The organism is Pseudomonas sp. 86_A (assembly GCF_017491705.1).
GTDB lineage: Bacteria > Pseudomonadota > Gammaproteobacteria > Pseudomonadales > Pseudomonadaceae > Aquipseudomonas > Aquipseudomonas koreensis.
This window is the reverse complement of the sequence record NZ_JAFGYS010000003.1, coordinates 284,343-305,583: the sequence shown is the minus strand read 5'-3', so window position 1 is coordinate 305,583 and position 21,241 is coordinate 284,343. Positions and strand designations below refer to the sequence as shown.

25 protein-coding genes are annotated in these 21,241 nt (G+C 61.0%); 14 read left to right on the top strand and 11 right to left on the bottom strand.

Translation table 11 applies throughout. The features are described 5' to 3' along the window. Positions 1–102: 102 nt before the first annotated feature. Positions 103–1,035: a D-2-hydroxyacid dehydrogenase gene (locus J5M57_RS06985; protein ID WP_207848277.1), complete on the top strand. Its 933-nt coding sequence runs from the start codon at positions 103–105 to the stop codon at positions 1,033–1,035. Between the two features lie 81 nt (positions 1,036–1,116). Here the strand turns inward: J5M57_RS06985 and J5M57_RS06980 are convergent, their stop codons facing one another. Beyond that, a complete protein-coding gene (locus tag J5M57_RS06980; protein WP_207848276.1) occupies positions 1,117–1,710 on the bottom strand; it encodes a nitroreductase family protein in 594 nt (197 codons plus the stop codon). A 165-nt stretch (positions 1,711–1,875) separates the two neighbouring features. Here J5M57_RS06980 and J5M57_RS06975 point away from each other — a divergent pair, with 165 nt between their 5' ends. Together J5M57_RS06975 and J5M57_RS06970 are read left to right on the top strand one after the other, a co-directional pair. Next, positions 1,876–2,325: a YcgN family cysteine cluster protein gene (locus J5M57_RS06975; protein WP_064586443.1), complete on the top strand. Its 450-nt coding sequence runs from the start codon at positions 1,876–1,878 to the stop codon at positions 2,323–2,325. Positions 2,326–2,360: 35 nt separating this feature from the next. Continuing rightward, positions 2,361–3,590: a hypothetical protein gene (locus J5M57_RS06970; protein ID WP_207848275.1), complete on the top strand. Its 1,230-nt coding sequence runs from the start codon at positions 2,361–2,363 to the stop codon at positions 3,588–3,590. A gap of 95 nt (positions 3,591–3,685) precedes the next feature. Here the strand turns inward: J5M57_RS06970 and J5M57_RS06965 are convergent, their stop codons facing one another. The 4 genes from J5M57_RS06965 to J5M57_RS06950 all read right to left on the bottom strand — a co-directional run bounded on the left by J5M57_RS06965 (position 3,686) and on the right by J5M57_RS06950 (position 5,856). Further along, on the bottom strand, positions 3,686–4,063 hold the full coding sequence (locus J5M57_RS06965; RefSeq protein ID WP_207848274.1) for a DUF2892 domain-containing protein: 378 nt from the start codon (positions 4,061–4,063) through the stop codon (positions 3,686–3,688). An 82-nt stretch (positions 4,064–4,145) separates the two neighbouring features. Then, a complete protein-coding gene (locus tag J5M57_RS06960; RefSeq protein ID WP_007911337.1) occupies positions 4,146–4,616 on the bottom strand; it encodes an RNA methyltransferase in 471 nt (156 codons plus the stop codon). Between the two features lie 131 nt (positions 4,617–4,747). After that, positions 4,748–5,119, bottom strand: a complete 372-nt coding sequence (locus J5M57_RS06955) for a YajD family HNH nuclease (protein ID WP_064586446.1) — start codon at positions 5,117–5,119, stop codon at positions 4,748–4,750. 50 nt (positions 5,120–5,169) lie between these two features. Beyond that, a complete protein-coding gene (locus tag J5M57_RS06950; protein ID WP_041070327.1) occupies positions 5,170–5,856 on the bottom strand; it encodes a hypothetical protein in 687 nt (228 codons plus the stop codon). A gap of 80 nt (positions 5,857–5,936) precedes the next feature. Between J5M57_RS06950 and J5M57_RS06945 the strand changes: the two genes are divergently transcribed. Next, positions 5,937–6,221 (top strand): hypothetical protein, encoded by a 285-nt coding sequence (locus J5M57_RS06945; RefSeq protein WP_083366691.1) that lies wholly within the window; start codon positions 5,937–5,939, stop codon positions 6,219–6,221. Here the strand turns inward: J5M57_RS06945 and J5M57_RS06940 are convergent. Then, positions 6,218–6,691 (bottom strand): cyclic nucleotide-binding domain-containing protein, encoded by a 474-nt coding sequence (locus J5M57_RS06940; protein ID WP_169841053.1) that lies wholly within the window; start codon positions 6,689–6,691, stop codon positions 6,218–6,220. The genes J5M57_RS06945 and J5M57_RS06940 overlap by 4 nt on opposite strands. A 201-nt stretch (positions 6,692–6,892) precedes the next feature. Next, entirely contained in the window at positions 6,893–8,947 is a 2,055-nt protein-coding gene (locus J5M57_RS06935; RefSeq protein ID WP_207848273.1) for a S9 family peptidase, read from the bottom strand. A 225-nt stretch (positions 8,948–9,172) separates the two neighbouring features. On the opposite strand from J5M57_RS06935, the gene J5M57_RS06930 reads away from it, so the two are divergent. The 3 genes from J5M57_RS06930 to J5M57_RS06920 are packed head-to-tail and all read left to right on the top strand — an operon-like array spanning position 9,173 to position 11,020. After that, on the top strand, positions 9,173–9,670 hold the full coding sequence (locus J5M57_RS06930; protein WP_083366688.1) for an MFS transporter: 498 nt from the start codon (positions 9,173–9,175) through the stop codon (positions 9,668–9,670). Between the two features lie 16 nt (positions 9,671–9,686). Beyond that, positions 9,687–10,463, top strand: a complete 777-nt coding sequence (locus J5M57_RS06925; RefSeq protein ID WP_064586451.1) for a class II glutamine amidotransferase — start codon at positions 9,687–9,689, stop codon at positions 10,461–10,463. A gap of 14 nt (positions 10,464–10,477) precedes the next feature. After that, the gene (locus tag J5M57_RS06920) at positions 10,478–11,020 is read left to right on the top strand and encodes a DUF2937 family protein (protein ID WP_207848272.1); all 543 of its coding nucleotides are present in this window, start codon (positions 10,478–10,480) and stop codon (positions 11,018–11,020) included. A gap of 157 nt (positions 11,021–11,177) precedes the next feature. Here J5M57_RS06920 and J5M57_RS06915 read toward each other — a convergent pair whose 3' ends face one another. Further along, a complete protein-coding gene (locus tag J5M57_RS06915; protein ID WP_207848271.1) occupies positions 11,178–12,092 on the bottom strand; it encodes a LysR family transcriptional regulator in 915 nt (304 codons plus the stop codon). 159 nt (positions 12,093–12,251) lie between these two features. Between J5M57_RS06915 and J5M57_RS06910 the strand changes: the two genes are divergently transcribed. The 4 genes from J5M57_RS06910 (at position 12,252) to J5M57_RS06895 (ending at position 15,991) form a co-directional block, all read left to right on the top strand. Continuing rightward, positions 12,252–13,538, top strand: coding sequence for an MFS transporter (locus tag J5M57_RS06910; protein WP_207848270.1), 1,287 nt, complete (start codon positions 12,252–12,254; stop codon positions 13,536–13,538). Positions 13,539–13,617: 79 nt separating this feature from the next. Further along, complete coding sequence (locus J5M57_RS06905) at positions 13,618–14,370, top strand: 5-oxoprolinase subunit PxpA (RefSeq protein ID WP_083366685.1); 753 nt, start codon at positions 13,618–13,620, stop codon at positions 14,368–14,370. Next, entirely contained in the window at positions 14,367–15,071 is a 705-nt protein-coding gene (locus tag J5M57_RS06900) for an allophanate hydrolase subunit 1 (protein WP_207848269.1), read from the top strand. The genes J5M57_RS06905 and J5M57_RS06900 overlap by 4 nt, the downstream gene beginning before the upstream one ends. Then, complete coding sequence (locus J5M57_RS06895) at positions 15,068–15,991, top strand: biotin-dependent carboxyltransferase family protein (protein ID WP_169841048.1); 924 nt, start codon at positions 15,068–15,070, stop codon at positions 15,989–15,991. The genes J5M57_RS06900 and J5M57_RS06895 overlap by 4 nt, the downstream gene beginning before the upstream one ends. A 93-nt stretch (positions 15,992–16,084) precedes the next feature. On the opposite strand, the gene J5M57_RS06890 is transcribed toward J5M57_RS06895, so the two are convergent. Next, positions 16,085–17,263, bottom strand: a complete 1,179-nt coding sequence (locus tag J5M57_RS06890) for a VWA domain-containing protein (RefSeq protein WP_047292337.1) — start codon at positions 17,261–17,263, stop codon at positions 16,085–16,087. A 10-nt stretch (positions 17,264–17,273) separates the two neighbouring features. After that, positions 17,274–18,119, bottom strand: a complete 846-nt coding sequence (locus J5M57_RS06885; protein WP_025110627.1) for a MoxR family ATPase — start codon at positions 18,117–18,119, stop codon at positions 17,274–17,276. A 201-nt stretch (positions 18,120–18,320) separates the two neighbouring features. On the opposite strand from J5M57_RS06885, the gene J5M57_RS06880 reads away from it, so the two are divergent. Continuing rightward, positions 18,321–18,551 (top strand): DUF4160 domain-containing protein, encoded by a 231-nt coding sequence (locus J5M57_RS06880; protein WP_169841046.1) that lies wholly within the window; start codon positions 18,321–18,323, stop codon positions 18,549–18,551. Beyond that, positions 18,539–19,036, top strand: coding sequence for a helix-turn-helix domain-containing protein (locus J5M57_RS06875; protein ID WP_169841045.1), 498 nt, complete (start codon positions 18,539–18,541; stop codon positions 19,034–19,036). Before J5M57_RS06880 ends, J5M57_RS06875 begins: the two co-directional genes overlap by 13 nt. Here J5M57_RS06875 and J5M57_RS06870 read toward each other — a convergent pair. Next, positions 19,033–20,109 carry a DUF748 domain-containing protein gene (locus J5M57_RS06870; protein WP_207848268.1) on the bottom strand — a complete coding sequence of 359 codons (1,077 nt, stop codon included), beginning with the start codon at positions 20,107–20,109 and terminating at the stop codon, positions 19,033–19,035. The two genes, J5M57_RS06875 and J5M57_RS06870, sit on opposite strands and share 4 nt — an antisense overlap. A 127-nt stretch (positions 20,110–20,236) precedes the next feature. Here J5M57_RS06870 and cysK point away from each other — a divergent pair, with 127 nt between their 5' ends. Further along, complete coding sequence (cysK, locus tag J5M57_RS06865) at positions 20,237–21,211, top strand: cysteine synthase A (RefSeq protein WP_169841043.1); 975 nt, start codon at positions 20,237–20,239, stop codon at positions 21,209–21,211. The last annotated feature ends 30 nt before the right edge of the window (positions 21,212–21,241 follow it).

The window sequence follows — 21,241 nt, the reverse complement described above, 5'->3', positions numbered from 1 at the left end:
CTGGGCCTCTTGCCACCCTGGAACTGATTTTACGGCGACGACCGCCACGAAGGAGCGCGACTCTTTCGGCGGTTGCCTGCACGGTTTGCGAAAGGTTTGAAGATGCGCGTTCTGATTGCTGAACACGACCACGCGGTGTACGCCCGGCTGCTGCGTCAGGCGGCCCCCGAACTTGAAGTATTGACCAGTGGCGACTCTGCCGAACTGGCCCGTCAGGCGGCCGATTGCCCGGTGTGGCTGGGGCAGCCGGACCTGCTGGCGACCCTGTTGCGTCAGGGCCATCAACCGCAATGGCTGCAATCGACCTGGGCCGGCATCACGCCGTTGCTCGCCGACGGTTTGCGCCGCGATTATCGCCTGACCCGCGCGGTGGGCATTTTCGGTCAGGTGATGGCCGAATACGTGCTGACCTACATGCTCGGCCACGAACGTGAAGTGCTGGCGCGGCTGGTCAGCCAGGTCGAGCGCAAGTGGGATAACCGCACCGGTCAGAGTCTGGTCGGGCGCAAGGTGCTGATCGTCGGCACCGGCGATATCGGCCAGAGCGTGGCGCAGTTCCTGCTGCCGTTCGGCGTCGAGCTGTACGGCATCGCCAGCAGCGCGCGCGAGCAGGCACCGTTCGTCGAAGTCGGTGCGATGGCCGATCTGCCACGGCTGGTAGGCGAGGTCGATTACGTGGTCAACCTGCTGCCGAACACCGCGCACACCCACGATATCTACGACGCGGCGCTGTTCAAGCAATTCAAACCGACCGGGTTGTTCATCAACGTTGGGCGCGGCGTGGCGGTGGTCGATGCGGATCTGGTGGAAGCCTTGAAGGAAGGCCATCTGGCCGGTGCGGTGATCGACGTCTGCCGTCAGGAGCCGTTGCCACAACGCCATCCATTCTGGACCGCCTGGGGCTTGCTGCTGACCGGGCACAGTTCGGCACCGACGTCGCCGGCGTTGATGGTGCGGTTGTTCGTCGAGAACCTTAAGGCGTATCAGGCGGGAGAGGCGTTGCGCGGGGAAGTGGATTTCGCACGCGGGTATTGAGATGTCACCAAAAGATCGCAGCCTGCGGCAGCTCCTACAGAGATCAATGTAGGAGCTGCCGCAGGCTGCGATCTTTTGCTTTTAAAGGGTGAAATCGCCTTCAGCCGCCAGCTCGCTCAGCGGACGACGCGGGCTTGGCGCTTCACGGGCCTGCAGGTACTCGGCCAGAGTGGCTTTGTCACCCAGCTTGCCGACCGCGACTGCCGCGTGCAGCGCATAACCTTCAGGAATGTTCAGCTCTTTGCGGGTCAGCTCCTGATCGAAACCGGCCATGCCGTGGGTGTGCCAGCCGCTGATGCTCGCCTGCAGCGCCAGATGGCCCCAGGCCGAACCGGTGTCGAAGGTGTGCCACAGCGCCGGGGTTTCTTCGCTGGCGCCGGGGGCGGTGAAGGTGGTTTTCGAAATCACGATCACCAGCGCCGAGGCGTGCTGCGCCCAGCTGCGGTTGAATTCATTCAGCAGGCCGAGAAAACGCTCCCAGTTTGGCGTGTCGCGACGCGCATAGAGAAAACGCCACGGCTGCGAGTTGTAGGCCGACGGTGCCCAACGTGCGGCTTCGAAGAAGCTCAGCAGGGTTTCTTCCGGGATCGCTTCGCCGGTGAAGGCGCGGGGCGACCAGCGATCGGTGAATTGCGGGTGAATGGCGTAATCGGCAACGCGAGGGTTGGCACTCATCGAAAGATTCCTGGCTGTGTTTGAGGCATGATTTCGTGGCAAAACCCTACTGGGCGGCGATTCGCCTGACAAGCGGGATTTACCGACAGTCGCCAACGCTTGGCCCACAAGGCCTTGGGCACTAGACTGGCGGCCTTTTCACCACCTGATGTTGATGCTTGAGCCATGGCCGCCAAAGTCGAACCGTTCTGGAAACGCAAAACCCTCGATCAACTGGATCACGAGGAATGGGAATCGCTGTGCGACGGCTGCGGTTTGTGCTGCCTGCAGAAACTCGAAGATGAAGAAGACAATAGCGTTTATTACACGCGCATCGCCTGCAAACTGCTGGACCTGAAAACCTGTCAGTGCAGCGACTACCCGAACCGCATCCAGTTTGTCCCGGACTGCATCCAGCTCACCCCGGGCCAGGCCGAAGAATTCAAATGGCTGCCGCCGACCTGCGGTTACCGACTGGTCAGCGAAGGCAAGGATCTGCCGTTGTGGCACCACCTGGTGTGCGGCGACCGTGACGCCGTGCACCACGAACGGATTTCCCAGTCCGGGCGCATGCTTGCCGAAGGCAGCGTGCCGGAGGACGACTGGGAAGATCACCTGATTTTCCGCGCAGGCTGAATACCTGCTGATTCAAGCTTTACCAAGGAGTGTGTATGGCTGTCGGATTGCAGCGAGCGTTGATGATGGCGCTGCTGACGCTGAGCGCCCCGGTGTGGGCGGCGAAGAAGGTCGATCTGGATTACCACGTGCGTCTGTTGCCGCAAAGCGATCAGGCCGAAGTGCGCCTGACCCTGGCCAAAGGCGAGGTGGTGCGCAGTCTCGATTTTGACCTCGGTGACGGCAGCCATTACAGCGACTTCAAGGCCGACGGCCAATGGCTGCTGACCCCGGGCAAAAACGCACGGGGCGTCTGGCGCCCGACCAGTGACAAGGCCAGCCTGACTTACCGCGTGCGTATCAGCCACGGGCGCAAGAACGGCAGTTTCGACACGCGCATGACCCCGAGCTGGGCACTGCTGCGCGGCGATGATCTGGTGCCGCCGGCCAAGCTTGATCAGCAGGATGGCGTCGAGCTGGTGTCACGCCTGCAATTCGAGTTGCCCAACGGCTGGAAAAGCGTCGAAACCGCCTGGCCGCGTATCGGCAAGAACACATTCCGCATCGACAACCCTTCACGCCTGTTCGATCGCCCGACCGGCTGGATGCTCGCCGGTCACCTTGGTAGCCGCCGCACGCGTCTGGGCGAAACCGAAGTCACCGTGGCTTCGCCGCAAGGGCAGGGCATGCGCCGCATGGATGTGCTGACCTTGCTGACGTTCGTCTGGCCGCAGGTGCAAGCGGTCTATCCCCGGCATCCGAAAAAACTGCTGATCGTCGGCGCCAACGACCCGATGTGGCGCGGCAGCCTCGGTGCGCACGAGTCGATCTATCTCAACACGCGCCTACCACTGGTCAGCGAGAGCGGCAGCAGTGCGCTGGTACGCGAACTGGCGCAGGTGTTCGGGCGCATCAATGACGCGCAGCGCAGCGACTGGATCAGCGAAGGGTTTGCCGAGTACTACGCAATCGAACTGGTGCGCCGCGCCGGCGGCATGAGCGATGAGCGGTATCAGGCGTTGCAGGCGAAGTTGACCAAGGACAGTCAGAAGGTGACGACGTTGCGCGGCGAGCAGATCAGCTCGGCGCAGTTGTCAAAAGCGGTGATGGTGCTGCAGGAGCTGGATCGCGAGATTCGCCTGAAGACGCGCAACAAGCGCTCGCTGGATGATGTGTTGCGCGGGGCGATGCATTTGGGGACGGTGAGTACCAAGGAGTTTGTGCAACTGGCCGAGAGTGTTCTCGGCGAGTCCTCCAAAGTCCTTGATAGCGCGTTACTACAGTAAAGATCAAAAGATCGCAGCCTTCGGCAGCTCCTGCATGTGGAATGCGTTTTCCCTGTAGGAGCTGCCGAAGGCTGCGATCTTTTGCTTTTAAACCATCAAACCCCAGCTTTCGGCGACTTTACCGAATCATTGCCGGTCACCGTCGCGGTGCGGGTCGCCGCCTCGGCATTGGCTTTCAGCTGGCTCAGCTCTTCACCGGCACGTTCGATCTTGGCCCGCACGTTGTTCATGTCCTGACGGCTTTTCTCCAGCAGGCTTTTCACCGAGCTGTGCCCGGTGATGCCACGAGCCATCGCCACGCCGCCGATCGCCACCTGAATCAGACCGAACACACCGCCACGGCGCAGGCCCTTGCCGACCATGATCACGCCACCGGCCAGCGAGCCGATGCGCTCCCAGCCTTCGACGTTCTGCTCGGGGTGGGTCTGAAACGGGGTGGATTCGATACGTTGGACACGTTTGAGTTCGGTCATGATCTGTCTCCCAGGCATTGTGCAATAGATAGATAAGCTGACTGCCGCAGCGGCCAGCTCGTTCCATCGGATGTGCGACGTTTCAGCGGAATTTCGGCCCGGAACGGGTGTTCAGGCCCTTGGCCATGCGGTCGTAGAGCACGACGTTGACCGTGGCGGCGAGGTTCATGCAGCCGGTGGTCGGGATGTACACGACGTCTTCGCACCAGTCGCGGATCTCTTTGTCCAGCGAACCGTCTTCCGGGCCGAAGATGTACAGCGCGCGGTCCGGGTGGGTGTATTCAGGCAGCGGGCGGGCGCCTTCGACCAGTTCCACGGCGACCGGTACGCAGTTGAGCGGGAGGATCTTTTTCAGGTCGTCGATGCCGATCAGCGGGATGTCGTAGTGCACGCGCTTGGTGTCCGTGACGAAATCGGCGGCGCGTTCATAACGCTTGCCGGTGTAAAACACCGACGCCACGCCGTAACAGCCTGCGGCGCGCATCACCGAACCGACGTTCTCCGGTGACTTGGGGTTGTACAAACCAATGCAGCTGTAACGTTTGTCTGCCACGAGCGGGGTGCCTTCGGGAAAAAGAGGGCGATTATACGGGGATAAGATCAAAAGATCGCAGCCTTCGGCAGCTCCTGCAGTTGAATGGCGTACACCCTGCAGGAGCTGCCGAAGGCTGCGATCTTTTGCTTTTAATCTTCTTTCTTCATCAACCCGGCCAGGGCGGCAAACGGGTTATGCGTCGCCTTGGCAATCTTCGGCGTGCTCAGCGAGCCGTCGTCGAAATATTGCTGGTCGGTGTAGCGCGAGTGTTCGTTGTCGTGGCAGTACAGGCACAACAGCTCCCAGTTCGAGCCGTCCTGCGGGTTGTTGTCGTGGTTGTGGTCGCGGTGGTGCACGGTCAGTTCGCTCAGGCGCTTGCCGGAGAACTCACGGGCGCAGCGGCCACACACGTGCGGGTACATCTTCAGGGCCTTGTCGCGGTAGCCCATCTCCTTGTCGCGCTGGTTGTCGGCAAGGATGCGATCGAGCTTCGACGTGTTGGTCGGGGTGGACGAACTCATGGGTTCACCTTTGTAAAAAAGACTAATGACGGTTATGACGCCAGTTTAGCTCAGCCCTTGAGCTTCTCGGCAATCCAGATCGTGTGGCGAGTGCCCTTGTTGCCGTGGGCGAAGACCTGGACTTCTTCGGCCTTGAAACCGGCCTTCTTCAATTTGTCGGAAAACTGCCGGTCAGCGCTGGCCGACCATACGGCGAGCACGCCTTTAGGGCGTAGGGCCTTGGCGCAGGCATTGAGCCCGGCGGCGGAATACAGCCAGCTGTTGGCCTTCTGGGTCAGGCCTTCGGGGCCGTTGTCGACGTCGAGCATGATTGCGTCGAAGCCGTTCGGCTCGCTTTGCAGGACCTTGGCCACGTCGTCCTGACGGATCACCGTGCGCGGGTCGAGCAAGGGTCGCCCGGACTTTTCACCCAGCGGTCCACGGTTCCATTCGACGACGCCCGGCACCAGTTCGGCGACCACCACTTCGGCGCTTTTGCCCAGATGCTTGAGCGCCGAGGCGAGGGTGAAACCCATGCCCAGGCCGCCGATCAGCACCCGCGAATTTGGCCGGCCGGCGACCTTGCGGCAGGGAATCTCGGCCAGCGCATCTTCGGAACCGTGCATGCGCGTGTTCATCAATTGCCCGCCGTCGCCGCCCTGGATCTTGATGACGAAATCCTCGCCATACTCGAACAGGCACAGGGCGCCACCGCTGTCAGGGATCGGCGTGGTGTCGAGCAGAACGAAACGTTTCATGGAAATCTCTACAAGGGGGAAGGCAAGCAGGCCCGTTGGGAGTAGCCTGAGCGCAGACTAGAGGCCAAACGGAGCCCTTGATGAAGCGCACCATTCTAACGGTCATTGCCCTGGCCGCGCTCTCGATTACTGCAGTGCAGGCGCAACAGACCATTCCGGTCAGCCCGACGCCGCAACCCGGGTCGCCCGGTACCGCCACGCCAACGCCGTATCCGCAAATCACCCCGATCAGTGTGCCGAAGGCCGGCGCGGGCAGCGGCAGTCCGCCGCTGGTGCCGATCGAAATGCCCAGCCCGCCGAGCAAGGATCAACCCGTGCCGGGTATCGAACCGAGCGGCACCAAGGTCAAGTCCCCCGGCGGCTAGATCTGCTGCGCCGCCAGTTGGCCGTCGGCCATGCGCAGGCGTTTGGACAGGGACACGGCGAGGGCGCGGATGATTTTGGCGGCGATCTTCGGCGCGTCATTGAGCATTTTTTCCAGCGAGTCCTTGCCCAGGTTCAGCAACTGACAGCTGCTCGACGCGATGCAGGTGGCTGAACGCCGTTCGCCATCGAGCACGGCCATTTCCCCGAACGCCCGCCCGCTGCGCAGGGTCGCCATGGTGATGACCTGGCCGTCGGCCCCGGTCTTCTGCACGGCGACCTGGCCGGTGTGGATGATGCACATGAAGCTGCCGGCATCGCCCTCGCGGAAAATCGCTTCGCCCTCTGCCACGGTGCTGATGCTGAAATAGCCCGAGGCCGCCGCGAAGTCCGCCAGCTGCAATTGATCGAACAGGCCACAATCCATCAGCCAGTCGCGGATTTCGTTGTTCAGTAGGGTTGGTTCTGACATGTCATTGCGGTCTTTTTGTTTTCACTGATTCCAGGCTTACACCATTCCACTGTAGGAGTTGCCGCAGGCTGCGATCTTTTGATTTTGATTTTTTGAAAGACAAGATCAAAAGATCGCAGCCTTCGGCAGCTCCTACAGGGGGTCTGGGTGATATCGGCCTCTTGGGTCTGGAGTTAAGACCCAAGTGACCGACGGAGTTCCTCAGGCCAGGCCCAAAACCTTGAACACGAATGCATATTCGAGCGCTACGTCACGTAATCCCTGATAACGCCCGCTCATCCCGCCATGCCCGGCGCCGAGTTCGGTCTTGAGCAGCAGCAGATGGTCGTCGGTCTTGGTCGCGCGCAGTTTTGCCACCCACTTGGCCGCTTCCCAGTACTGCACGCGGCTGTCGTTGTAGCCGGCGATCACCAGGGTGGCCGGATAATCCTGCGCGCTGACGTTTTCGTACGGCGCGTAAGCCTTGATCCGCTCGTAGACGTCCGGCTCTTCGGGATTGCCCCATTCGTCGTATTCGGTGACAGTCAGCGGCAGCTCCGGGTCGAGCATGGTGTTGAGCACGTCGACGAATGGCACTTCGGCAATCGCCACGCCAAACAGGTCCGGGCGCTGGTTCAGCACCGCGCCAATCAACAAGCCCCCCGCGCTGCCGCCGCTGATCGCCAGTTTCTCGGCGGTGGTGATGCCGTTGAGGATCAGGAATTCGGCGCAGGCAATGAAGTCGCTGAAGGTGTTGTGCTTGTGTTCCTGCTTGCCGGCGCGATACCAGGCTTCACCCAACTCACCGCCACCGCGTACGTGAGCGATGGCGAAGGCCATGCCGCGATCCAGCAGACTCAGGCGTGCGTGGGAGAACCACGGATCGAGGCTCGAGCCGTAAGCGCCGTAGCCATACAGGTACAGCGGCACTGGCTTGCCGAGCATTTCGCGTTTCATCACCAGACTGATCGGCACCTGCGTGCCGTCCGGCGCGGTGGCCCACAGGCGTTGGCTGACGTAGGCGTCGGCGTCGAACGGGCCGAGCACCGGGGTTTCTTTCAGGACGGTTTGCTCGCCGCTGGCGAGGATCAGTTGACGCACTTGGGCCGGGCGATTCAGTGCTTCGTAGCGCAGACGAATGCGATCGCTTTCAAACTCCAGGCTGTTCTGCACATAGAGGCTGTAGGCCGCGTCCGGCAACTGCACGCGATACGGCGTCAGCCCCTGCGGGTGAACTTCGATGACCGGCAAACCGCCTTCGCGCAGGCTCAGGGTCATGGCTTCGGCGTTGAGGGTCACGCCGTCGAGCATCACCGTGTCGCTGTGCGGGATCAGGTTCTGCCAGTCGGCTTCGCTCGGCGCGATACCGGTGTCCGGCGCCTGATACAGGGCGAAGTTGATGCCGTCGCGGTTGGTGCGAATGAACCATGTCCACGCGCCGTCGAGCATGCCGTGGTCGACATCGTATTCATGATCCTCGACCCGTGGCGCCAGGCAGGTGAAGGGCTGGTGCGGCTGATGAGCATCCAGCGCCCAGACTTCAGTGGTGGTCTTGCTGCCCAGGGTCAGCAGCAATTGCTGCTCGGAACTGGAGCGGTAGCAATGCAGGAAGAAACGCCCGTCCGGCTCATGGAACACTTCTTCGGCAGCGGTGCCGTCGAGGCGGTAGCGAAACAGTTTGTGCGGACGATGGGTGTCGTCGAGTACGGCAAAAAACAGGGTCAGGCTGTCGTTGGCCCAGGTCATGCTGCCGTCGCAATCCTCGAATTCCAGTTCGCTGACCTTGTCATTGGCCAGTTCCTTGACGAACAGCGTGTAGATCTCATCGCCCGAGGCATCGACGCTGTAGGCCAGACGCTGGTGGTCGGGGCTGATGCTGAACGCGCCGAGGGAGAAAAACCCGCCGTTGGCCAGCACGTTCGGGTCGAGCAGCAGTTGTTCGCGGCTTTCGTCGAGGGTCAGGCTGTCGTCTGCCGGACGCGGGCAGCGGTAATGGCGGGCGTATTCGTCACCCGCCGTGGTGCGCGTGTAATACAGGTACGGGCCCCATGGCGAGGGCAGGGACAGGTCGGTTTCGAGGATCCGGCCCTTGATCTCCTCGAACAGGCTTTCGCGCAGGCCGGCCTGATCGGCGGTCTGTGCTTCCTGATAGGCGTTTTCAGCCTTGAGGTAGTCGAGCACCGCGTCGGTGTCGCGCTCCTGCAGCCAGGCATACGGGTCGGCACCGGCAGCCTTGTGGGCGATTGGGGCGCGGATGACGGGGGCGGATTGGGGCATGGAAGGCTCTCGTACAATGTTCGGAATAAGGGTTTTCGCGGATCGTGAAACTGCCGCAGCACCTGTGGGCGCGAGCCTGCTCGCGAAAGCGGTGGGTCAGACAACCCTGTTTTAACTGACCGTCCGTATTCGCGAGCAGGCTCGCTCCCACAGGTCGTGTGTCTATTGGGACAAGCCTGGCGGGCGAAAAGTCGTTACTATAAGCGCCTCTTTGCCTGCCTTGCCATGGACACCATGACCGAGAACGACTATCTGATCGCCTGGGGCCTCTACGCCTTTGCCGCTGTGGGCTGCCTGTTGGTATGGATGCGCCTGACCCGCTGGATGTGGCGCTGGCTGCGCGAGCCGCTGCGTGTGCTGATGGCGGTGTTGCTGTTCAGCCCGACCATCATTGACCCGGTGAAAGCCAAGGTTGCCCCGTCCATCGCCATTACTGCGCTGGATCTGGCGTTCAAGGTCGGCAACAACGCCTGGCGGGCGATTTCCGATCTGTTCATGTACGGCATGATCGCTTTCGGCATCTACCTGATTTTCGTGTTGATCCGCTTCCCGATCGAACGCGCCTCCCGCGCGCGTCGTGAACAGGCCGAAGCCGCCAGGGCCGCGGCCCGTGCCGATGATCGCGACGACGATCAACCGTTCGGCGCTGCCGGCGATGACCGCTACGGTCGTCCGCCGGTGCCGAACAATCCGCAGCGCATGCGCGTCGAGCCGCGTCTGTAATCACGAGAGTCCGCACATGTGTGAATTACTGGGCATGAGTGCCAACGTGCCGACCGATATCGTGTTCAGCTTCACCGGCCTGATGCAGCGCGGCGGGCGTACCGGCCCGCACCGCGACGGCTGGGGCATCGCCTTCTATGAAGGTCGCGGCCTGCGCCTGTTCCAGGACCCGGCGGCGAGCTGTGAATCGGAAGTGGCCAACCTGGTGCAGCGTTATCCGATCAAGAGCGAAGTGGTCATCGGCCACATTCGTCAGGCCAACGTCGGCAAGGTCTGCCTGTCCAACACCCATCCGTTCGTCCGCGAACTCTGGGGGCGCAACTGGTGTTTCGCGCACAACGGCCAGCTCGCCGATTTCACCCCGATCAAGAGTTTCTACCGCCCGGTGGGCGACACCGACAGCGAAGCGGCGTTCTGCGATTTGCTCAACCGCGTGCGTGCAGCCTTTCCAGAACCGGTCGATATAGAAGAGCTGCTGCCGGACCTGGTTGCCGCGTGCGCCGAATACCGCAGCAAAGGGGTGTTCAACTGCCTGCTCAGCGACGGCGACTGGCTGTTCTGCTATTGCTCGACCAAACTGGCACAGATCACCCGGCGCGCACCGTTCGGCCCGGCGCGGCTCAAGGATGTCGATGTGATCGTCGATTTCCAGGCGGAAACCACGCCCAACGACGTGGTCACGGTGATCGCCACCGAGCCTTTGACCGAAAACGAAACCTGGACCCGTTACGAACCGGGCCAATGGAGCCTGTGGCGACGCGGCGAATGCGTCAGCCAGGGCACGACCGAATAAAGGATCTCTCCTCGATGTTGCTCAGTTATCTACGGCTGGTGTTGTTTGCGGCGGGCCTGTTGATCGGTGTCCAGGTGCCGGGTTTCATCAACGATTACGCCAAACGCGTCGAAGCCCACCTGATCGAAGCGCAAACCGGTTTGCGTGGCTTCCAGGGCACGGCCGAGCAGTTCTTCAAGGGCGACCTGCAGGCGCTGGTCACGCATTACCGCGCCAGCGACGACCCGGTGTTTCGCAGCGATGCCGACAGCCTGAGCACCTTGCTCAACCGGCAGATTGCGCTGGATAAACAGTTCCAGGCCATGCAGGGCCCGTGGTACATCCGCTTCCTGCAAGTGGTACTGGCCGCTGATCCGGATATCCGCAAGGAAACCTGGAACGGTTACAGCTACCAGATCCTGCTGACCCCGGAAGCGATGATCTGGGGCATGAGTGGCGCGCTGCTGCTGTCGTTCGGCATTGAGTGCCTGATTCGTCTGATTGACTGGGTGGTGCTGGGCGGCCGGCGTTTGCGCCAGAGCCGGCCGATTGAAGACCGGGATGTGCGTGGCCTCTAAAGCTTGCAAAGCTATCTGTGGCGAGGGAGCTTGCTCCCGCTGGGCTGCGAAGCAGACCTGAATCCAGTCACCTTGCTGTGCCTGGATAAATGCGTTCACCGGTTTTACGACTGCTGCGCAGCCGAGCGGGAGCAAGCTCCCTCGCCACAAGGTGTAGTCAGTCAGTGAGGGTGATGTAGTTTTCACCCACTTTGTGCGCATACCCCGCCAGCACCTGCTGACACAGCGTCACCATCTCCTCGACCCATTCCACACCGACCCGCCACGACACCACCACCTGCAAGTTCGGTGGCCGCTGGTCGATGGCGAGCAAGGTCAGTTCGCCCCGGGCCAGTTCCTCGGCCACCAGCACGGGCGGTAACACGCCAATACCAAATCCATCACGCAACAACCGCGTAATTGCCGATACCGAGTTCACGCAGTTCAGGCGTGGCGCCGGCACGCCGTTGGCCTGCATCAGTGCCAGCAGGTCCTGGTGCGGTCGAGAGTTTTTCGAGTAGGTGATGATCCGTTCCTGCGCCAGTTCGCCCAGATCGGCATAGTCGCGGTTGTAGATGGATTGGCTGGCGACGATCCAGCCCAGCGGGTGGCTGGCCAGTTCCAGGCTGCGCACGCTTTCGTGGCGCACCAGATCGGTTTGCAGAATCAGATCGAGAAAGCCTTTTTGCAGCTGATCGCAGAGGTTCAGCGAGGTATCCGCCACCAGTTCGATTTCCACCCGCGGATACAGGTCGGTCATCTTTGCCACCAACGGGCTGAGCCAGGTATGAATCACCGTGTCCATCACCCCGATGCGCACCCGGCCGACCTTGCTCGAGCGGGTCTCGATCGATTGCTTGAGCGCGGACATGGTCTCGAGCATCTGCTCGGCGTAATCCAGCACTTTCAAGCCTTCGGGCGTCAGGCTGACGCCGCGTGAATCACGCAGAAACAGCTTCACCCCCAGCTCGCCTTCGAGCACCGCGATGCGGCTGGAAATCGACGCCTGGGTGGTGAACAGCTTGTCGGCGGTCAGGCGAAAACTCTTCAGCCGGGCGACCCAGACAAAGGTCTCGAGAAACTTCAGGTTCATGGCAACGGCTCGGGTGACAAGTTTTTCTTATGCCTAAGGCGGGTTTTTATTCGTTGGACGCAGCAGGGCGGTGCGCCCAAAAATCGGCGCATCCGGTTCCCACGATAGGCGTCGTCGGGGCTACGAACAAGACCAATAAAAAACCTGCGGAGATAAGCCATGAGTGCTCCCGACACCCTAGAAGCATCCACGGCAACGGCGCGTCCGGGGCCGTTCGACTGGTATCGCAACATCAATCAGCAAGAGCGTCGCACCTTCTGGAGCTGCAAGATCGGCTATGGCCTGGACGGCATGGACACGCAGATGCTCAGCTTCGTGGTGCCGACCCTGATTGCCATGTGGGGCATCACGACCGGGCAGGCCGGGCTGATTCACACCAGCACCCTGATTGCTTCGGCCATTGGCGGCTGGGTGGCGGGAATTCTTTCCGACCGCATCGGCCGCGTGCGCACCCTGCAACTGACGGTGCTGTGGTTCGCCTTCTTCACTTTCCTCTGCGGCTTCGCCCAGAACTACGAACAGCTGTTGATCGCCCGCACCCTGATGGGCTTCGGCTTCGGCGGCGAATGGACCGCCGGCGCGGTGTTGATCGGTGAAGTGATTCGCGCCAAGGACCGCGGCAAAGCGGTGGGCATGGTGCAATCCGGCTGGGCCCTGGGGTGGGGGCTGACGGCGATTCTGTATGCGCTGTTGTTCTCGGCATTGCCGCCGGAAGACGCCTGGTGGGCGCTGTTCATCCTCGGTATCGTGCCGGCGATCTTCGTGATCTTTGTCCGTCGGCTGGTGAAAGACCCGGAGATCTATCGCGAAGCCAAGGCTGCGCAAACCCCGCAGAACCCGGCAAAGTTCTACGAGATCTTCGCCCCCGGCATGCTGTTCACCACGTTCCGCGCGTCGTTGCTGACCACCGGGGCGCTGGGCGGGTATTACGCAATCACTTCGTGGCTGCCGACGTTCCTCAAGAACGAACGCGGCTTGAGTGTGCTTGGCACCGGCGGGTATCTGGCGATGGTGATCGTCGGTTCCTACGTCGGCTATGTGATCAGCGCTTATCTGACCGACCTGCTGGGACGTAAAAAGAACTTCATCCTGTTCGCGGTCGGTTCGTTCACCATTGTTCTGCTGTATACGCAGCTGCCGGTCAGTAATGGCGTGATGCTGTGGCTGGGCTTTCCGCTGGGCTTTTTCGCCTCGGGGATTTTCAGCGGCATGGGCGCGTTTCTCACCGAGTTGTTTCCGACGCGGATTCGCGGCTCGGGCCAAGGCTTCTGCTACAACATCGGCCGGGCGCTGGCGGCGCTGTTTCCCCTGTTGATTGGTTTGCTCAGTCAGAAAGTACCGTTGAGCGTGGGTATCGGCGCGTTTGCGGCGGTGTCCTACGGGGTGGTGATTCTCGCCGCGCTGAGCCTGCCGGAAACCCGTGGCAAGCAACTGGATGCGCAGTAACTGATAACCTGCGGGGGCAGTGCCCAACGGGGCATTTGTCCTACGGATAGAAAGACAAGAAGCTACAGGAGTGTTTACCGTGAGCCGCCTGTTATTGAATTGCGACATTGGCGAGAGTTTCGGCAGCTGGACCATGGGTCTTGACGCCGAAGTCATGCCCTTCATCGATTGCGCCAATGTGGCCTGCGGTTTCCATGCCGGCGACCCGGGCATCATGCGCAAGACCGTCAGCCTCGCCTTGAGCCACGGCGTGCAGATCGGCGCGCATCCGGCCTATCAGGATCTGGTCGGTTTCGGCCGCCGCTCCATGGCGTATTCCGCGCAAGAGCTGCAAGACATCCTGCATTATCAGATCGGTGCGCTGGACGGCATTTGTCGGGCGCAGGGCGGGCGGGTCAGCTACGTCAAACCCCACGGCGCGATGTACAACGACATGATGGCCAACCCGGCGCAATTGCGCGCAGTGATTCAGGCCGTGGCGGCCTACGATCGCAGTTTGCCGCTGATGTTGATGGCCACCCGCGATAACTCGGCGGCGCAGCAACTCGGTGATGAATACGGCGTCACCCTGTGGTTCGAAGCCTTCGCCGACCGTGCCTACGACAGCGCTGGCAAACTCGTGTCGCGGCAACTGCCGGGGGCGGTGCATCACGATCCGGAAAAAATCATCGAGCAGGCCCTGACCATCGCCCGTGGCGCTGAGCTCGTGGCCAGCGACGGCAGCGCCTTGCATCTGCAGGCCAACACCCTCTGCGTGCATGGTGACAACGCCAGTTCGGTGGCCGCCGTGCAGCGCATTCGCGAGGCCCTGAATCAGCAGAGTGCGCCATGAATCCACGGATTGAAATGGTGGCCCTGGACTGCCTGATGCTGCGCCTGTTCGATGAAATCGCCGAAACCAACATGCCGTGGATGCTCGCCGCCAGCGAGCGCCTGCGCGCAGTGTTTGGAACACAGTTGATCGATCTGGTGCCGTCCTACACCACGTTGATGGTGCATTACGATCTGACGTTATTGAATCCGGGCCAGGCGCGGGAATTGATCGCTGAAGCGCTGATCGACCTGTCACCGAATGCGCGCACCGGCGGTCAGTGCCATGTGTTGCCGGTCTGGTACGACTTGAGCGTCGGGCCGGAGCTGAGCCTGTTGGCGCAGCGCAGCGGTCTGGCGGTGGACGAGGTGATCCGCCGTCACAGCGCCCGTGAATATCAGGTGTTCGCCCTCGGCTTTGCCCCGGGGTTCGCCTTCATGGGGCTGGTCGAAGAAGTGCTGGCAGCGCCACGGCTGGACACCCCGCGCAAGAAAGTCGCGGCCGGTAGCGTCGGCATCGCCGAACGGCAGACCGCCGCTTACCCGGTGGTATCCCCCGGTGGCTGGAACCTGATTGGCCGCACCCCGGCCAAACTGTTCGACCGCCATCGCGACGGCTACAGCCTGATGCAGCCTGGCGACACCGTGCGCTTCGAAGCGGTGAGCCACGCTGAGTTCATCAACCTGGGCGGCGACGACACCCCGCTGGAGGCGCAGGCATGAGCCGACTGATGATAGAGGCGAGCACGCCGCTGTGCTTGTTGCAGGACGCCGGACGCTTCGGCGTGCGCCATTTGGGCGTGACCCAGGGCGGCGCGGCGGACTGGTGTTCGATGAGCTGGGCCAACTGGCTGCTGGGCAATGACCTGGACGTGACGGTGATCGAAATCACCCTTGGCGGGTTTGCCGTGGTTGCGCAGGAGGATTGCGTGCTGGCGCTGGCCGGCGCCGATCTTGGCGCGCAGATCGATGGGCAGGCGCTGGCGCCGTGGCGCAGTTTCAAACTGGGCAAAGGGCAAACATTGAGGTTCACCCAACCGTTGCTCGGCGCCCGCGCATATCTGGCGGCCCCCGGCGGTTTTGACGCGCAGCAGGTGCTGGGCAGTAGCGCTACGGTGGTGCGCGAAGAGCTTGGTGGTCTTGATGGCATGGGTTTGCCGCTGGCCAAGGGCGCGACGCTGAGTTATCGCGGTGAGGTTCTGCAGGTGCGTGAAGTGCCGCTGAAGCATCGACCTGATTTTCGCCTGAATACGCCTTTGGATCTGGTGCTCGGCGCACAGATCGGCCAGTTCAGCGGGCAGAGCCTGTTTGATGTGTTCAACAGTGCCTGGACGCTGGACAGTCGCGCCGACCGCATGGGTATTCGGTTGCTGGGCAAAGCGCTGCAGTATCAGGGCAGGCCGATGATTTCCGAGGGTATTCCGCTTGGCGCGGTGCAGGTGCCGCCGGACGGGCAGCCGATCGTGCTGCTCAATGATCGGCAGACCATTGGTGGCTATCCGCGGTTGGGGGCGTTGACGCCGTTGGCGCTGGCGCGGCTGGCGCAGTGTCTGCCGGGCGCGCAGGTGCGGTTGAGGCCGGTGGTGCAGGACGTCGCGCACCGGGAGCACATCGGGTATTTGCAGCGCTTCAAAGATAGCTAGAAGCATCGCGAGCAGGCTCACTCCTACAGGGGGAACGCATTCCAAATGTAGGAGTGAGCCTGCTCGCGATAACGTCAGTACAGACCCAGCAGATTATTTGGACAGAAACCGCATCCCTTCCTCAAGCCCACGCAACGTCAACGGATACATCTGATCCTCGATCAAATCGCGCACGATATTGGTCGATGACGTATAGCCCCACGTGTCCTTCGGATATGGATTGATCCAGATGAGCTTCTTGTACTTCTCCATGAAGCGCTGCATCCACACGTAACCCGGCTCTTCGTTCCAGTGCTCGACGCTGCCGCCGGCCTGGGTGATTTCATAGGGTGCCATCGCGGCGTCGCCGATGAAGATCACTTTGTAGTCGGCACCGTACTTGTGCAGCAAATCCTGAGTCGAGAAACGCTCGGAAGTACGGCGCATGTTGTTCTTCCACACCGATTCATAAATGAAATTGTGGAAGTAGAAGTATTCGAGATGCTTGAACTCGGTCTTGCAGGCGGAGAACAGCTCTTCGCAGATCTTCACGTGCGCGTCCATCGAGCCGCCGATGTCGAACAGCAGCAACAGCTTTACCGTGTTGCGCCGTTCCGGGCGCATCTGGATGTTCAGCAGGCCGGCGTCCTTGGCGGTGTGGTCGATGGTGCCGTCGATGTCCAGCTCTTCCGCCGCACCCTGGCGGGCGAATTTGCGCAGACGGCGCAGGGCGACCTTAATGTTGCGCGTGCCCAGTTCCACCGAATCGTCGAGGTTCTTGTACTCGCGCTGATCCCAGACTTTCACCGCTTTGCCTTGACGCTTGCCGGCGTCGCCGACCCGGATGCCTTCCGGATTGAAGCCGCCGGAACCGAATGGGCTGGTGCCGCCGGTGCCGATCCATTTGTTACCGCCGGCGTGGCGTTCCTTCTGTTCTTCCAGACGCTTCTTGAATTCTTCGATCAGCTTGTCCAGACCGCCGAGGGACTGGATCTGCGCGCGTTCCTCATCGGTCAATGAACGCTCGAACTCCTTGCGCAACCAGTCTTCGGGAATCAGCGCCTGCAAGTGATCGTCGAGTTTCTCCAGGCCATTGAAGTAGGCGCCGAACGCCCGGTCGAACTTGTCGAAATGCCGTTCGTCCTTCACCAGAATCGCCCGCGACAAGTAGTAGAACTCGTCCATGTCGGCGAAGGTCACGCGCTGTTTCAGCGCGTTGATCAGGTCGAGCAGCTCGCGCACCGACACCGGCACCTTGGCTGCACGCATCTCATTGAACAGGTTGAGCAGCATGGCGATGCCCTTATCGAGAGCCGCGACGGCTCATGAACGCCAGACGCTCAAGCAACTGCACGTCCTGCTCGTTCTTCACCAGCGCACCGGCCAGCGGCGGAATGGCTTTGGTCGGATCGCGTTCGCGCAGCACCGCTTCGCCGATGTTGTCGGCCATCAACAGCTTCAGCCAGTCGACCAGTTCGGAGGTCGACGGCTTCTTCTTCAGGCCCGGCACCTTGCGCACGTCGAAGAACACGTCCAGCGCTTCGCTGACCAGATCCTTCTTGATGTCCGGGTAGTGCACGTCGACGATTTTCTGCAGGGTGGTGCGGTCCGGGAAAGCGATGTAGTGGAAGAAGCAGCGGCGCAGGAAGGCGTCCGGCAGCTCTTTCTCGTTGTTCGAGGTAATGATGATGATCGGGCGCTTCTTGGCCTTGATGGTCTCGTCGATCTCGTAAACGTAGAACTCCATCTTGTCGAGTTCTTGCAGCAGGTCATTCGGGAACTCGATGTCAGCCTTGTCGATTTCGTCGATCAGCAGAATCACCCGCTCTTCGGACTCGAAAGCCTCCCAGAGCTTGCCCTTCTTCAGGTAGTTGCGCACGTCGTGGACTTTTTCGTTGCCCAGCTGCGAGTCACGCAGACGGCTGACTGCATCGTACTCGTACAGCCCCTGATGGGCCTTGGTGGTGGACTTGATGTGCCAGGTGATCAGCTTGGCGCCGAACGATTCGGCCAGTTGCTCGGCGAGCATGGTCTTGCCGGTGCCCGGTTCGCCCTTGACCAGCAGCGGCCGCTCCAGGGTGATGGCGGCGTTGACCGCCAGCTTCAGGTCATCGGTGGCGACGTAGGCCTGGGTGCCTTCGAACTTCATCTGCTAATCCTCGAACGGTAACGCCGACCTGCACGGGCAGGGCGGGGGCGAAAAATCGGATGCCCTGACTATAACGCGCAGCCCGGTCGACTGTGAATGTAGACGGCTTATTCAGTCTCTGAATGGGGCGTCACATGTTGACTCAGTCTCGGCGCAAGGCCAGTATTCAGGTATCGCCGATTTGGCGATAGCCTCTCGGGCATGACGACTAAATACCGATTTCGCGACAAATACCGCATTCAGTTGCGCGAGAAAGATCACCCACCGCCCCATGTCCACCTTATCGGTGGCGGCGTGGAAGTGATGCTGAGCCTTGAAACCGTTGAGGTCATGACAGGCAGGGCGCCGCCACTGATTATCAAGGAAGCGCTGGCGTGGGTTGCGGCTCATCAGGTGCAACTGTTGGAGGACTGGAAACGGTGTTACCCATGAAAAGGCCTCGCCTGTCAGCAGTGAAGGCACTGTCAGACTTTCGATTGGCACTGACCTTTATTGATGGACAGGAACTGACACTTGATCTCGGACGGGATATCAAAGCTTATTCAGGACTGCAGCCATTGCTCGATCCCGAGGTGTTTTTGACCGCGACTCTGGACGACCACGGCTGGACTGTCGAATGGCTTGAACCCGATATACAGATTGGTGCAGACACACTTTATATGGATGCGCTGGCTCAAAACGCAGCCGATGAAAACACGCGAATCTTCATTAACTGGCGAGCACGAACCGGGCTGTCTCTTAATCAGGCTGCCGAGGCACTGGGTGTCAGTGCTCGCAGCATCAGTCGCTACAGCAATGGTCGCGAGCCAGTCCCGCGGTCACTGGCACTGGCCTGCCTGGGCTGGGACTCATTGCAACAAAATTCAACACTGGCTGCAGAGGAGTCCGGTCGCTATATCGTCAACCGAAAAACCTAACCCGCATCCGGCTTCGGTCGTTCATACCGCGCATTGAAAGCCTGGATGAAACCATTGCGCAAAATCTGCAAAAACGCTTCGAACGCGTTGATATTTTGCTGATGCACGTTGCCACTGAGTTCGACCTTGGTGGCGAACTGGTTTTTCGCCTGGTTCTTCAGCACGGTTTCCGAGCCGCCGACGATGGCCTCCCAGACCGAGCGGAAGATGCTCTTGTTCTTGTTTTCCACGTCCTGCTGCCAGTTGAACACTTCGACGTCACGCAGCAGGGGCTTGATGTAGCCGCTGACCTGGGCCTTTTTCGCCTGGGCTTCGATGACTACGTCGCCGTGGCCTGCATTGAAGTCGAACTTGCCGTAGGCCGAGGCGAAGTCATTCATGCTCTTGAGTTCGATATCGCGGGCGCGCAGGCGGAACTGGAAGTCTTCGAAATTGCTCAGCGGGTCGAAGGTGGCGGTGGTTTCCAGGGGGGCATGCCCCAGCAGCAGGGCCTTGCCTTCGAAGCGGGCGTCGCGCTTGCCCTGTTTGTCGACCACGTTGGTCAGGTTGTAGAGGCTGGCTTCAACCTTGGTGGCATTCATGTTCACCGGTGGGCTGGAGCTGAAGTTGCGGAAGCTGATCTTGCCGTCGTGAATCTGCACCTCGTCGAGGGTGATCGGCAGCAATTTACTGAGTTGCGCGCGCCAGTCGGTGCCTTTACCGGTCTGGGAATTCTGCTTGTTGGCCCCACCATCGACAAAGTTGACTTCGGGATTGACGAACTGCACCTGCGCCACCACGGCATGGTCGTACCACAGCGAGTGCCAGCTGACGGCGAGATCGATTAGCGGTGCGTTGACGAACGGCACCGGCACCTTGCCGTCGACCTTGACAATTTTCAGCCCGTTGATCCGGTAGGCGCCGCGCCACAGCGCCAGATCGACGTCGGTGACTTGGCCGCGGTAATCACCCATGTCCGCCAGTTTGCCGTTCAGATAGTCGCGCACCATGTAGGGCAGGGCGATGTGCAGCGCGATCAGCAACACAACGACGACGGCGAAAATCCCTAGTGGCCAACTGTAGCGACGCTTCATGGCGGCAATTCCTTGACGATGTAAGCGATTGACTGTTGCGTGACGCAGACGTTCGACCCGACTGGACTGCGCCAGGCAACAGGCATACCTTGCAAGGCTGAATTCAACGCTGCATAAGGACCCAGCCATGAGCCGTATTTTCGCTGACAACGCCCATTCCATCGGCAATACGCCGCTGGTGCAGATCAACCGCATTGCGCCGCGTGGCGTGACCATTCTGGCCAAGATCGAGGGGCGCAACCCCGGTTATTCGGTCAAGTGCCGGATCGGCGCGAACATGATCTGGGACGCCGAAAGCAGCGGCAAACTCAAGCCGGGCATGACCATTGTCGAGCCGACCTCGGGCAACACCGGCATTGGCCTGGCCTTTGTTGCGGCGGCCCGAGGGTACAAGCTGATGCTGACCATGCCGGCCTCGATGAGTATCGAGCGGCGCAAGGTGCTCAAGGCGCTGGGCGCAGAGCTGGTCCTGACTGAACCGGCCAAGGGCATGAAAGGCGCGATCGAGAAGGCCGCCGAAATTGTTGCCAGCGATGCCGACAAATATTTTATGCCGGCGCAGTTCGACAATCCGGCCAACCCGGCGATTCACGAGAAAACCACCGGTCCGGAAATCTGGAACGACACCGATGGTGCGGTGGATGTGCTGGTAGCTGGTGTCGGGACCGGCGGAACCATCACTGGCGTGTCGCGGTATATCAAGAAGACCCAGGGCAAACCGATTCTGTCGGTGGCGGTGGAACCGGTGTCTTCGCCGGTCATAAGTCAGGCGCTGGCGGGCGAAGAGATCAAGCCAAGCCCACACAAGATTCAGGGGATTGGCGCCGGTTTCGTGCCGAAAAACCTCGATTTGTCGATGGTCGACCGGGTGGAGCAGGTCACGGACGACGAGTCCAAGGTTATGGCGCGGCGATTGATGCAGGAAGAGGGGATCTTGTGCGGCATCTCGTGCGGTGCAGCCATGGCGGTCGCGGTGCGGCTGGCAGAAACCCCGGAGATGCAGGGCAAGACCATCGTGGTGATTTTGCCGGACTCTGGCGAGCGCTATCTGTCGAGCATGTTGTTCAGCGATCTGTTCACCGAACAGGAGAATCAGCAGTAAGCCAATTGATTCAGATCAGCCCAGGTTCAG